15 protein-coding genes and 1 pseudogene are annotated in these 12,024 nt (G+C 40.6%); 14 read left to right on the forward strand and 2 right to left on the reverse strand.

The genetic code is table 11. The features are described 5' to 3' along the window. The first annotated feature begins 32 nt into the window (after positions 1-32). The 11 genes and pseudogenes from NLX74_RS11825 to NLX74_RS11875 all read left to right on the forward strand — a co-directional run bounded on the left by NLX74_RS11825 (position 33) and on the right by NLX74_RS11875 (position 6,609). Positions 33-602 (forward strand): TetR/AcrR family transcriptional regulator, encoded by a 570-nt coding sequence (locus tag NLX74_RS11825; RefSeq protein WP_254328832.1) that lies wholly within the window; start codon positions 33-35, stop codon positions 600-602. A gap of 128 nt (positions 603-730) precedes the next feature. Next, positions 731-943, forward strand: coding sequence for a hypothetical protein (locus NLX74_RS11830; RefSeq protein WP_254328833.1), 213 nt, complete (start codon positions 731-733; stop codon positions 941-943). Positions 944-1,117: 174 nt separating this feature from the next. Beyond that, a complete protein-coding gene (locus tag NLX74_RS11835; RefSeq protein ID WP_254328834.1) occupies positions 1,118-1,567 on the forward strand; it encodes a GNAT family N-acetyltransferase in 450 nt (149 codons plus the stop codon). Between the two features lie 88 nt (positions 1,568-1,655). Further along, a complete protein-coding gene (locus NLX74_RS11840) occupies positions 1,656-2,069 on the forward strand; it encodes a GNAT family N-acetyltransferase (protein WP_075154544.1) in 414 nt (137 codons plus the stop codon). 168 nt (positions 2,070-2,237) lie between these two features. Beyond that, complete coding sequence (locus NLX74_RS11845) at positions 2,238-2,822, forward strand: hypothetical protein (protein ID WP_254328835.1); 585 nt, start codon at positions 2,238-2,240, stop codon at positions 2,820-2,822. A gap of 510 nt (positions 2,823-3,332) precedes the next feature. Further along, a complete protein-coding gene (locus NLX74_RS11850) occupies positions 3,333-3,782 on the forward strand; it encodes a hypothetical protein (protein ID WP_254328836.1) in 450 nt (149 codons plus the stop codon). Between the two features lie 110 nt (positions 3,783-3,892). Continuing rightward, positions 3,893-4,390 (forward strand): GNAT family N-acetyltransferase, encoded by a 498-nt coding sequence (locus NLX74_RS11855; protein WP_235309193.1) that lies wholly within the window; start codon positions 3,893-3,895, stop codon positions 4,388-4,390. Between the two features lie 206 nt (positions 4,391-4,596). Further along, positions 4,597-5,229 (forward strand): hypothetical protein, encoded by a 633-nt coding sequence (locus tag NLX74_RS11860; RefSeq protein WP_254328837.1) that lies wholly within the window; start codon positions 4,597-4,599, stop codon positions 5,227-5,229. Between the two features lie 69 nt (positions 5,230-5,298). After that, a pseudogene (locus tag NLX74_RS11865) lies at positions 5,299-5,556 on the forward strand (GNAT family N-acetyltransferase); the annotation flags it as partial. Positions 5,557-5,661: 105 nt separating this feature from the next. Further along, entirely contained in the window at positions 5,662-6,117 is a 456-nt protein-coding gene (locus NLX74_RS11870) for a DinB family protein (RefSeq protein WP_061829686.1), read from the forward strand. 21 nt (positions 6,118-6,138) lie between these two features. Then, entirely contained in the window at positions 6,139-6,609 is a 471-nt protein-coding gene (locus NLX74_RS11875) for a class I SAM-dependent methyltransferase (RefSeq protein WP_254328838.1), read from the forward strand. A 152-nt stretch (positions 6,610-6,761) separates the two neighbouring features. Here NLX74_RS11875 and NLX74_RS11880 read toward each other — a convergent pair whose 3' ends face one another. Further along, positions 6,762-7,610 (reverse strand): sulfurtransferase, encoded by an 849-nt coding sequence (locus tag NLX74_RS11880; RefSeq protein WP_254328839.1) that lies wholly within the window; start codon positions 7,608-7,610, stop codon positions 6,762-6,764. Between the two features lie 75 nt (positions 7,611-7,685). Continuing rightward, positions 7,686-8,630, reverse strand: a complete 945-nt coding sequence (locus NLX74_RS11885) for a DMT family transporter (RefSeq protein WP_254328840.1) — start codon at positions 8,628-8,630, stop codon at positions 7,686-7,688. 233 nt (positions 8,631-8,863) lie between these two features. Here NLX74_RS11885 and NLX74_RS11890 point away from each other — a divergent pair, with 233 nt between their 5' ends. From NLX74_RS11890 to NLX74_RS11900, 3 genes are all read left to right on the forward strand, one after another. After that, positions 8,864-9,772 carry a hypothetical protein gene (locus NLX74_RS11890; protein ID WP_254328841.1) on the forward strand — a complete coding sequence of 303 codons (909 nt, stop codon included), beginning with the start codon at positions 8,864-8,866 and terminating at the stop codon, positions 9,770-9,772. A gap of 212 nt (positions 9,773-9,984) precedes the next feature. After that, on the forward strand, positions 9,985-10,698 hold the full coding sequence (gene dapD, locus NLX74_RS11895; RefSeq protein WP_061829691.1) for a 2,3,4,5-tetrahydropyridine-2,6-dicarboxylate N-acetyltransferase: 714 nt from the start codon (positions 9,985-9,987) through the stop codon (positions 10,696-10,698). A gap of 182 nt (positions 10,699-10,880) precedes the next feature. Beyond that, a complete protein-coding gene (locus NLX74_RS11900; protein WP_250260836.1) occupies positions 10,881-12,017 on the forward strand; it encodes an N-acetyldiaminopimelate deacetylase in 1,137 nt (378 codons plus the stop codon). Positions 12,018-12,024: the final 7 nt, after the last annotated feature.

The following is a 12,024-nucleotide window of genomic DNA, read 5'->3' on the forward strand; positions in this document are numbered from 1 at the left end:
ATTTTTTCGGATGGTACAAAGGGGAGAAGGATATGGACAGGCGTATTCAAAAATCGAGGCAAGCCATTATTGATGCTTTTATGAGGCTGATGTCAGAAAAGGAATTCGAGAGAATTACGATCAATCAAATTGCGGAGGAAGCGAATGTCAATCGCGGAACGGTTTATTTGCATTTCGCTGACAAGTACGATCTACGCGATCAATGCATGGAAGCTCAAATTAACGAGTTACTGCGCAATTGTATGTCTGAAGATAATTTCTTTCATGTCCCTTCCAAAACCGCACTACTGAGCACGTTTGAATATTTGGAGCAGCATGCTTCATTCTACTCTAGAATGCTAACGAACAAGGGAAGTACGGTTTTTCGGAACCAAATGGAGACAATGTTTCGGCAAAGTCTGAGCGAGCATCTGGATTCGATCAACCTCGATCAGGAAATGAACAGGGACATTACGGTGCAATTTTTAATTTCAGCAGCGGTGGGGGTAGTGGAATGGTGGATTACCCGTTCGATGCCATATCCGGCATCGGTCATGGTTGAACAATTTTGGAATTTGCTGAACCGTGGTGTCGAGGGACACGAACGAACATCGTCCATTTGAGTCTCTAATTTAGAGGCTTTATACACAAACGTTATCAGAAATTCTTGAATTACTAAAACATAATAATAAGATCTCAAAAGTACTAAAAACTATAGTATAAAGAACGCGAAAGAACTGGAGGTCACTTTATGGATATACTCTTTGCTAATTATGGGATTAATATAATTCGAAGAGATGGGGGAATATTCATTATTTTTGATGCTGGTGGAATAGTGGTTCAAATGATAGAAATAGAAATAACAGAAGAAGAGTCACTAAAAGCTCAGAAAAGTGAAAGAGATGCATATGAACTAATAATCAAACTACAAAATGAAAAAAGACCATATAAGAAAATTCGCTGATAAAAAAAATTGCAGATTGATTTTGAATGCATAGTGAAGAAGTTCGGTAACTTCTGATAACATAATATTCAAGCATCGAATCTTCACGGAGCTTTGGCCTGTTGGGATGGAGTTCGAGGAGGGGTTTCAGCAGACAACCCCAGAAAAAATAAAAAGACAATGGAGGTATGTTGGGTGCTGACACTAGAAAAAGCTAGAAAAAATGATGCACAAAAACTTGCTGAAATACAAAAGGCCAGTTTTGAGGATGAGTCAAAGCATTTTAATAACAACGAAACCGTTGGGCCAATAGGATATGACTCCATAAGTTGGCAAGAAGAGATGATGCAAAATTGCGAATATTTCAAGGTGCTCTTTAATGGAGAAATAATCGGGGGAGCTTTGATATTCGTAGAATGTAATCAAGTGCATAATCTAGGAAGAATCTTTATTGATCCAAATTTTAAAAATCAAGGAATCGGAACGAAGGTGATGGAGAAAATTGAAAGTAAATTTCCAGACAGCACTGAATGGTGGCTGGATACTCCTAGCTGGAGTGTGAAGAATCATCACTTCTATTCAAAGTGTGGGTTTACTAAAGTTAGAGAAGAAGGTGACTTATACATTTTTAAAAAGACTTTATAAACTTATGTAATGTACAAACGTTATGAGACATCAGTACTAAGTGTTACCAAGAAGATATTTAATGAGAAGAGTGAAGGGAGGATTTACAATGAAGATTGATTTTGCGATTGAATCAGATTATGAGTATATCTCGTTAAGAGACAAGCACATACATAAGACACTGATAAGACCAAAAATAAAAGAAAATGAAATTCTAATAATTAGAGAATCCAATCAAGAAATAGGTTGGATGAGATATGGATTTTTTTGGGACAACACACCATTTATGAATATGATATGGATAGATGAGGAATATAGAGGAACAGGTATTGGTAAAAAAGTTGTCCACTATTGGGAAGAATTAATGAAACAAAAAGGATTTGAAATGGTCATGACCTCAACACAGTCGAATGAAGGAGCTCAACATTTTTATAGAAAGCTTGGATATAGAGATGCTGGATGTTTAATGCTTGAGAATGAACCTCTGGAAATAATACTGACAAAGGATTTAAACAAAAATTGACGTTGAGTAAATCAATGAAGGAAGTGACATTTAAAATATAATATTCAAGCTGCGTCTCCAATGGAGCCTAGGTCTGGTTGGATTTCGAAGAGGGTTTTTGCAGACAACCCCTGACGGAGCTCATGAATACAAGCGTTATAGAAAAGGGACGCAAACCATAAAAAGAAGGTGTTTAAGTTGTTTGGTTTATTTAAGAAGAAGAAAATAATATTTGAAGATCAACTAAACAAACTTTCTGAATTGGGCATCTTCATGAGTGCAGAATTAAAGAAAGAATTACTTTTGGAAGAATTTTCGAGAAATGAATATGAAGAAGATCCCTACAACTTGCTACTACTTACTTTAGGTGGAGAAGTTGAAGTGAATGGTGAATTTATAAATGTATCTGAGGAAATTTGGTATTTAGATACTGAATGTATTGAGGACCATGGAGACTATGCAAGAATAATAATACGATTAGAGAATATGACAAAACTTAATTTAAATAATATAACGGATTACGTAGATATTCAGAATGGTACTGCATGGGTCTCTTTTGAATATATGAATGAACTTATCAGATGGGAAATGAAAGTAGATGATGATTGGTTGGATATGGAGATATTCAAGAAATTTAACGAACTAATAAAGACTGAACAATCCATGAAATTGTATATTTCAATTTTAGATCAAGGTTGCCTAATGGGCTATTTTAATAAAGAACAAGTAATTGAAATAAATAAATTAATAAAATATAAATTTGAAGAATATTAGTAAGTATATCAGTAGGCGTCCCTATCCTATAACAACATATTCAACGCTGTGTGGCTATGACTTCTTGGTCCGGACCGAAGTTTAAAGTAGCGGTTTCGAAGAAGTAGATTCATTAGCAGGAGAGTATATTCAGCCGGATAACCCTTTACTGCCTAACTGCGTCGCAGCCGCTCCTTTCGGTTGGTTGAGGCAGGAAGGCTCGTGAATACATGACGTTATATGACAGTATGATGAATAACTCTCAAGGAGATGCTTCATAGATGACAAACAAGGATTATAAAAATCAGTCGAAAAAGAACATGGGAAAATACTTAAAGAAATAATGTATTTTGAAAGTAGTCCAAAGTACCGTCATATAACATCATATTCAAACAGCGGCTCCGCTACAGCCTTGGTCTACGAGGAGGATTTTGGGGAGGTGTTTCAGCAGACAACCCCTTTGGGGTTCATGAATGCGGAAAGGTTATGAGAAATTGCGAAGGACATTAAATACGGTATGGAAGTGAATTGATGGAGGGACCAATCATAACTTGTATAAGTATAGGCGTTTATGCTCATGCACTTACAAGGGGCAATAAATACATCGTAAAAAAAGAAGATAGGGACAAGTATAGAATTATTGGAAACCATGGAAAAGCAGTTTGGATATCAAAAGCTCATTTTATTGAAGGAAATATAGAAGTGCCTTTTTTAGAAAGATGGAAGTTTGATGATGATCCAAAGGAGTTTGATTTGGTGGAGGTGACCCTTACTTTTTCGGATGGAAGTGAACGATGGAGTTTGGTGACAACCCCTCAAAAATTAGTAAATCACTTTAAAAAAGAAATGGAACCACCAGGATTTAATATTAAACATCTTATTATAACGAAAACAATGGACCACGACGATATTGAAAAAACATTAAAATATTTAGAGGCAAATGATGAATTAACAGAAGCAAGCCAAGCTTTGGAATGTTGATTTGGAGAGGATGGAGGAATTGCATAACATAATATTCAAGCTACGGCTCTTATGGAAAATATAGAAACGTTATGTGAAACCTTTGAGAATCTAGAAATGAGGTAACTTCAATGATGCAATACAGAATCCGACCAATAATAAAAGATGATGTGTTTTTTTTATGGGAGATGTTATATGAATCATTATTTGTCCCAGAAGGTCAAGAGCCATTCGATAAAGCGATAATAAAAGACCCTTATATATCAAAGTATATTGAAGGTTGGGGAAGAGATGGGGATTTTGGATTTATAGCAATGAACCATGAGGGTGAACCCGTCGGATCAATAACAGTTCGATATTTTAACGAGGATAATAAGGGATTTGGATTTATTGATAATGATGTACCCGAACTAGGAATGGCTTTGTTAAAAGAATACAGGGGAAGAAAAATCGGAATGGCCTTAATGGATGAATTATTTAAAGAAGCTAGGAAAAGGAATATAAAAAAATTATCCCTCAGTGTTGATCCGAGCAATGCAGCGGCAATGAAGCTCTACGAGAGATTCGGATTTAAAGAAGTTGGGAAAGTTGATTCATCAATCACGATGGTTGTCGATTTGAGAAGTTAAAATACAGTAGTAATAGGGATTATTTTAAGCAACTCAAAAGAGATCAAGGGTATCGTCTAACATCATATTCAAGCAGCGGCTCCTTACGGAGTCTGGGTCTGCGAGGTGGATTTCGGAGAGGAATTTCAGCAGACAACCCCTTAGGGGTTCATGAATAAAAGAACGTTAGCTGAAATATGACTAAAGAAACAAAAAGGGGCAAAACAATGAGTGAATTGACTTCAGGATGCTTATCACTATTGAAATATAAAGAAGCAATTCTTGAGCATGATCCTATATACGCGGAGGATTTAAATGACAAATGGTTTGTTTTCGTAACCAAAGATACAGAAGAAAGTGAAGAAATTCCAGAAAGTCTATTTCAAATTTCAGAAAAAATCCCAGTGTTATATTTTTATAATTTTGAAGATCACTGTTGGGGATACCGTGTGGTTTACAATTCACAAGAGATAGCAAGTCTTCATATATCATATGTGTTATTAGATACTTCAATTATTAAGCTTGCAGAAGAAAGATATCCAGAGGAAGATCACATTGAATTTTTATATGTCGACCCTAGAGGGGACAAAATCAGAATTGAATTAATTGAAGAAGTTCTGAGATCTAATGAATACAATGAGAAAATAGCAAAACAGTTTACAAATTGCAATCTAAAAACATTTAGATTTTTTGAACTAGATAATGAGCGAATAAAACAATTAGACGATATTTTGAATAATAATTACTATACACAACTGGAATCTGAGCATCAGTTAGTAGAAGAGTTTAAAGAATTATTAAACATTGAGGAAATGAGCTGGATACGAGCAGATAGAATGAATGAAGAAGGGTTTAAATGATCGGTAAAAGTAATTCAGGCAAAGGCTAAATAAACGTATCAGAGGCGATAATTATTAAGAGAAAACAATAAAATGATAGGACACATTTATTTTAATCAAACCGTATCGTTTGAGTTTTTAACATGGGAAATAGGATACATATTCAACCCAAGATACTATGGAAATGGATATGCTACTGAGGCAAGTAGAAGAGTATTGCAATATGGATTTGAAGAGTTAAAGGCTCATCGGATTATTGCGATGTGTAATCCAGAAAACGCTTCATCGTTTGGAGCGCTTGTTGATGCGAAAAGAAGGTCACCATATCAAGAAAGCATTTTTTTATAAAACGGAAGAAGGACAACCCATTTGGCATAATGTATATCAATATGCGATTTTGGCAGATGAATGGCAAAGGAACAATGAATAATTTGAAAAAAGGAGTGTGAAACCATGAATGAGAAGTCACGGTTACTAGAGGAGTTCAAAGAATGGATCAGTTTTGTTTCTGAGATTCGTGAAATGGATTGGCAAATAACGATTGCTGAAGGTAAATGGTCAGTTCAGGATGTCGTAAGTCATATACTGCTGTGGGATAAATACTTTTTTGAAGCAGCAATAAATCCGATATTAAACAATAAACCTTTGACATTAACACATATGGATTTTGAACAATTTAATCAGGATGCTATTGAATATGGAAAAACAAAAACGAAAGAAGAATTAATTAAAATGACTATTCAGTACCGTAACATGATATTGGAGAGTATAGAGAGTTTTGAAGACGATAAGTTTACTAAAGAATATGCTAACGGGAAGTTTACTGTAATATCATATTTAAGAGATTTTATCTGGCATGATCAACATCATATCAGACAGATTGATGAACTTAAAAGAAAAGCTATGTGAGTATATAGGCGGGTGAATCATATGGGGGATTATTGGAACAAAAGATTTACTGAAGAAGGGATGATTTGGGGTTGTGAACCAAGTCAAACTGTAACCCAAGCTATAGATTTGTTTAAAAAGAATCATGTACATGATATTTTGGTTCCTGGTGCTGGATATGGAAGAAATACGAAGGCGTTCTCTTCTTATTTTCAGGTTGATGGAATTGAGATATCTAGTTCAGCTATAAATCTAGCAAAAGAATGGGACTTAAAAACGAATTTTATTCAAGAATCGGTATTAGAGTTTACTACAAGCCAAAGGTATGAAGAAGGAACATATGAATACAAGAAAGGGAAATATGCTCACTTCTTTACTGAAGAAGATTTAAAAGAACATTTTAATGATTTGAGTATATTGGAAACGGGTTCCATAAGAGAAACTCTGATATATGCAGAAAAACAACAGAAAAAATATGAATTAAGATATATATTTGTTCAAGAGATTGGATAGCTATTCAAAAAAGTAAGCAACTTCAACTATATCGTTTTATTGCTTCACTCAGCTCAAGTTGATTTTTTAAACAAAGCCAAATACACTGCCGTAAGCCTAATCGCTAGGACAGTGTATTTGGCTTTAGAACCTGTATATCCGTTGAAAACTTTTTATTCCTCTCCGGTCGCCACCGGATTCTCCTCATAACTGATCCAGTCGCTCCAGCTTCCCGGATATAAACGGACCTTGCTAAATCCAGCTTCATTCAGGGCGAGTACATTGGGACAGGCGGATACGCCAGAACCGCAATACACGATAATTTCTGCGTTTGGATCAAGGTCGGCAAAGTGCTGCTGCAATTGTTCCGCATTTTTAAAGCTACCTTGTTCGTCCAATACTTCTTTCCAAAAGAAATTCACCGCACCTGGGATATGCCCCGCTGCTTGATCTATGGGCTCCTCCAGCCCCAGGTAGCGAGGCCGCTCTCTCGAATCAATCAATATGGAAGAGCCATGAGGAAGCGAACCTTCGGATACACGTTGCACCTCTTGCATACTTGTGAGCATTTGCGGCTGTACATTCGGTGTGAATGTACTTGGAATGCGAATCGGCTGGTCTGACGTCACCGGGAACTTCGCTTCTTTCCAAGCGCTGTAGCCTTCTTCCAGTACATATACCTGCTCATGCCCGAGATAGCGCAGGAGCCACCAGAAGCGGGAAGCCATCATACCGCCTTGGTCATCATAAGCGACGATGCGTGAAGATGCGTTGATCCCGGCACGACTCAGACGTGCGGCAAGTGTATCCACATTAGGTAATGGATGGCGACCACCATGCTCACCTAGAGGAGCGGTAAGGTCTTCTTCCAAATCGAAGTGAACTGCCCCTGGAATATGGTCTTCATTAAATTGAGTCCGTCCAGCCCCGGCTTGTCCGAGCAGGGAACGGCAGTCGGCAATGATCATGTCCGGCTCATACAATCGGGCCAGTAGCCAGCGTTTGGATACGATGGATTTCATAGAGGATTCCGCCTTCCTTTATTTAACAGTAAATTTAATCCATTGAGTATGGTTTATGAAAATGGGGTAAATAAGTTAAGAGCTGGCCTTCAGGGGGTGCTCAGTGTCGGGCAACTCACTTTGATGGATGACTTTCTTTTTAAAATTCGCTCCATATCGGATAAAAATCCATACCCCGAACAGGATGAAAAAGCCTGCACCAAATTGTAAAGTAGACAGCCTTTCCCCGAGCAGCACCCAAGCTAGCAGGGAAGAAATAACGGGTTCGCCGAGTACCGCCATCGACACCGCGGTGGCGTTAATGTATTTGAGTAGCCAGTTAAACAGGTAATGTCCGAACAGCGTAGGCACAATGGCAAGCAGCAGGAATAGTCCCCATTCCCGTGGAGCGTATCCGGTAAAAGGAATGGCATTGACCATATTATACAGCGCAAGTGATGTGGCTGCGATGGCGAAAACCCAAAAATTATACACAAACGCGCTCAAATGCTCGCGTAGATGCTTACCCATCAGCATATGGATGGACACGGCTACCATACCCAAGAAGGACAGTGCGTCCCCGAGCAGGGCTTGTCCCGAGACATGAAAGTCTCCAGCTCCGATGGCCAGTGAGCCGATAAAAGCCATACCCATTCCGATGAGCATAGCGCGATTCGTGCCCGTCCGGAAAAACAAAAAAGAACCGAGCATGACAAGGATCGGCTCCAATGTCATAATAACGGTAGAGCTTGCAACGGTGGTCAGTCGCAGTGAGCCCATCCAGAGCAAGAAATGCAGCCCCAGCGCTATACCGGACCAGAGGATCAGCATCCACTGCTTGCGGGTCAGGCTAAACAGCTCGGTGCGGTATTTCCAGACCAAAGGCAGCATGATCAGATTGGTTAGGTACAAACGGTACATAGCGATGACGGACACCTCGGCTTCAGACCATCTTACGAAGATCGAGGAGAACGAAATAGCGATAATACCTATGATGTACAATAATTCAAAGGAAAACGACGGTTTATATGCTTGATTCATGTGGCAGCTCCATCCGTATGGAGGAAAATAAATACGTTTATGTTCCTTCCAAGCGGTATCTCGAAAATTGGGTTTAATACAGCCCATTATACCGTACCTGACATTCCCGTGGTATTAGGATTTTTCAAAATCCTGAGAATATAATAAACGGGAGCAGGAGGTAGGGGTTTAAGTGAGATGCTGCGTAGAACTTTTGCTGCACAAGCTCGTCTATCATAGTGGAGGTGGATTTTATGAAAAAACAAAACACATTTTCAATCATACTACTGACTGTAGTGGCAGTGCTGGCTCTGTCAGCCTGTGGAACGAAACCGCAAACCAATAACACCGCACCTCAAGGGTCAGACCAACCGCAAACGCAACAGCAGCCGCAAGTTAAACCGGAGCCAATCGCTGAGCCGGAGGTTAAAAAAGGCACAGGTGTATACAATGGAGCTGCTGACCCGCATACGGTAGAGATTGAAACCAATGGCGAAGCTCAATCCTTCCAATTGGGGGAGGGACTGGACACGGTAATAGCTGGACTTAAAGAAGGCGATACAGTAGCGTTTGAATACAACGAAAAAGCAGTAGAGGGCGACGCGACGGCGAAGCAACTGACTTTAACGAAAATACAAAAAACAGAGGCTGCAACAGATGGCAATCAAAACGGAAGTTCTGGCCAAGCAGTAGGCGGAGAACGCTCGAAGACTCAAACTTTTGAGCTTACCCTTGAAGGAAAAAAGGAAAAGCAGACAGCAACATTGGCAAAAGGAGAGGGATATTCACTGTATGTGTTTGATCCGATGTCCCTGTTTCCCGATCAAAACCGTGTTGCCTTGGCTGTAGATGATAACTATTATGCTGAAATTACGAAGCTGCCCTCCGACTTTAATCTGGATGAGCTTCAAAAAGAAGGCGAGAAGGATCTAGCCTCCATCGGCAAGGTGCAAAAGCTGGACAAAGCAGCCATACCTCAAGCGCTGTCCAGTAGCCGTCTGTTCTTACAAGCGAGCGGTTCGAAGATGACACAGCAATATATTGTTGTAGAAAATAAAACAGGTGGTTTCATCGTGAAAGTGAACATTCCACAAGGTGAACCTGCTGGAGGATTCGAATCCTTCATTTATACATCGCTGGAGAGCCTGCAAGCTAATAAATAACCCTACTTTGCTGCGGGATGGTCGGCGGCTTACAATTATGAATTTAAGGCAGTTACGCCGCTGGAAATTGTTATTTTAAGGGTTAGGTTAGAGCTATAAGGGTCTAATCTATAATTGCGAGACCTGCACTTTTGTGCTATAAAGGATGAGAGAATAAGATCATTCCGGCTTGCGAAGTCGTATGAAGCGATGAAGGAGTTGTTAGATTTACTATGTCCATCGAAATGAATACACAAGAAGTCATCAACGTGATTAAAAACAGCAAGAAAAAGACGCCTGTTAAAGTATATGTAAAAGGAGCTTTGGCTTCCGCATCTTTTGGCGAGAATGTTCAAGCTTTTATTTCTGGAGACAGTGGTGTTGTATTTGGGGATTGGGCTGATATCAAGCCTGTACTGGATAGCGCAAACGCGAAAGAAGAAGACTATGTGGTGGAAAATGACCGCCGTAACTCTGCTGTTCCTATGCTTGATCTGAAAGGCATCAATGCCCGCATTGAGCCAGGCGCATATATTCGTGATATGGTTGGCATCGGTAACAACGCAGTCATCATGATGGGTGCAGTGATTAACATCGGTGTCACCATTGGTGAAGGCACGATGATTGATATGAATGCTGTGCTGGGCGGTCGTGTTAAAGTAGGTAACATGTGTCACATCGGTGCAGGCGTTGTCCTGGCGGGTGTCATTGAACCACCATCTGCACAACCAGTTGTAGTAGAAGACGATGTATTGATCGGTGCAAACTCAGTCGTATTGGAAGGCGTACGAATTGGTAAAGGTGCAGTTGTTGCAGCCGGATCTGTCGTAACTGAAGATGTGCCTGAATACTCCGTAGTGGCGGGTACACCTGCACGTGTGATCAAACAGGTTGACGATAAGACCAAATCTAAAACTGAGATTTTGAAAGAACTGCGCATTCTGTAAGAAGGCAAAATTTTTTTAATGTACCAAAGGTGAACGATTCCTTGTCAGAAGCATGATGCACTGACAGCATAACTTAGGGACGAAGCACAACGGACAAGGCTCGGCGGCTGCGCCGGGCTTTTGTCCTTTTGTTCTTTTGCCCGATAAGAGCTGATGAGCTATAAAGAGGAGGCGTAGCAGCAATGAGTACGGTCGACTATCGTTCTTTTGTCCAAATACGAAGGGATTTACACCAAATTCCCGAACCGGGTTTTGAGGAATACAAAACACAACAATATTTGCTGGATTATTTGGAAACGCTCCCTCAGGAGCGGTTGGACATTCGTACATGGCGTACGGGCGTGTTAGTGTTCATTCATGGAACGGCTCCTGAACGCCGCTATGGATATCGTTGTGATATGGATGGTTTGCCGATTGAAGAAGAGACGGGGTACGATTTCCGTTCGACCCATCCCGGCTATATGCATGCTTGTGGACACGATTTACATATGACGATTGGATTGGGAATTGTTACTCACTTTGCAAGCCATCCGATTAAGGATGACCTGGTTGTGCTGTTTCAACCGGCTGAGGAAGGGCCGGGCGGAGCCTTGCCTATGCGGGACAGCACGGAGCTGGCAGACTGGATACCCGATGAAATTGTCGCGCTGCATGTTGCACCTGAATATCCTGTCGGTACAATTGCGACTCGCCCGGGCATTCTATTTGCCAATACGTCGGAGCTTTTCATCGACCTGAAGGGTATGGGTGGGCATGCTGCGTATCCACACAAGGCGAATGATATGGTAGTGGCTGCTTGTCAGCTGGTGGGACAATTACAGACGGTTGTAGCCCGTAATGTGAATCCACTCGATGCAGCGGTCATTACCGTGGGTAAGGTTAGCGGAGGCACGAAGCAAAATATTATCGCGGAAACCGCCCGTTTGGAGGGTACGATCCGAACGTTGTCAGCCGATACGATGAAGCTGGTTAAATCACGGATTGAAGCACTAGTGCGCGGTGTGGAGGCTGGATTTGAATGTCATGCCGAGATTCATTATGGCTCCAATTATTTGCAAGTGTACAATGAAGCTCAGGTAACCCAGGAATTCATGAACTGGGTCCGTAATCGGCAAGATGTGCAGCTTATTGAATGCGGAGAAGCGATGACCGGAGAAGACTTCGGGTATTTTCTGGAGCGAATTCCCGGTCTGATGTTCTGGCTTGGTGTTGATACGCCTTATGGTTTGCATCATGCCAAGCTGGAGCCTGCGGAGGAAGCGATTGGTGTAGCCATTCGTGTGCTGACAGACTATTTTACCTGGAAGTCTCAAGGGTAAATGATGC

The organism is Paenibacillus sp. MZ03-122A, assembly GCF_024213325.1.
GTDB classification, from domain to species: domain Bacteria; phylum Bacillota; class Bacilli; order Paenibacillales; family Paenibacillaceae; genus Paenibacillus; species Paenibacillus polymyxa_B.

What these genes read in the sequence shown, in the direction of transcription:
- NLX74_RS11900 (WP_250260836.1), top strand. Translation starts at nt 10,881, where the DNA reads ATGAGTACGGTCGACTATCGTTCTTTTGTCCAAATACGAAGGGATTTA.
- NLX74_RS11840 (WP_075154544.1), top strand. Translation starts at nt 1,656, where the DNA reads ATGAAGATTGATTTTGCGATTGAATCAGATTATGAGTATATCTCGTTA.
- dapD (WP_061829691.1), top strand. Translation starts at nt 9,985, where the DNA reads ATGTCCATCGAAATGAATACACAAGAAGTCATCAACGTGATTAAAAAC.
- NLX74_RS11880 (WP_254328839.1), bottom strand. Translation starts at nt 7,610, where the DNA reads ATGAAATCCATCGTATCCAAACGCTGGCTACTGGCCCGATTGTATGAG.
- NLX74_RS11850 (WP_254328836.1), top strand. Translation starts at nt 3,333, where the DNA reads ATGGAGGGACCAATCATAACTTGTATAAGTATAGGCGTTTATGCTCAT.
- NLX74_RS11860 (WP_254328837.1), top strand. Translation starts at nt 4,597, where the DNA reads ATGAGTGAATTGACTTCAGGATGCTTATCACTATTGAAATATAAAGAA.
- NLX74_RS11870 (WP_061829686.1), top strand. Translation starts at nt 5,662, where the DNA reads ATGAATGAGAAGTCACGGTTACTAGAGGAGTTCAAAGAATGGATCAGT.
- NLX74_RS11825 (WP_254328832.1), top strand. Translation starts at nt 33, where the DNA reads ATGGACAGGCGTATTCAAAAATCGAGGCAAGCCATTATTGATGCTTTT.
- NLX74_RS11855 (WP_235309193.1), top strand. Translation starts at nt 3,893, where the DNA reads ATGATGCAATACAGAATCCGACCAATAATAAAAGATGATGTGTTTTTT.
- NLX74_RS11875 (WP_254328838.1), top strand. Translation starts at nt 6,139, where the DNA reads ATGGGGGATTATTGGAACAAAAGATTTACTGAAGAAGGGATGATTTGG.
- NLX74_RS11885 (WP_254328840.1), bottom strand. Translation starts at nt 8,630, where the DNA reads ATGAATCAAGCATATAAACCGTCGTTTTCCTTTGAATTATTGTACATC.
- NLX74_RS11830 (WP_254328833.1), top strand. Translation starts at nt 731, where the DNA reads ATGGATATACTCTTTGCTAATTATGGGATTAATATAATTCGAAGAGAT.
- NLX74_RS11890 (WP_254328841.1), top strand. Translation starts at nt 8,864, where the DNA reads ATGAAAAAACAAAACACATTTTCAATCATACTACTGACTGTAGTGGCA.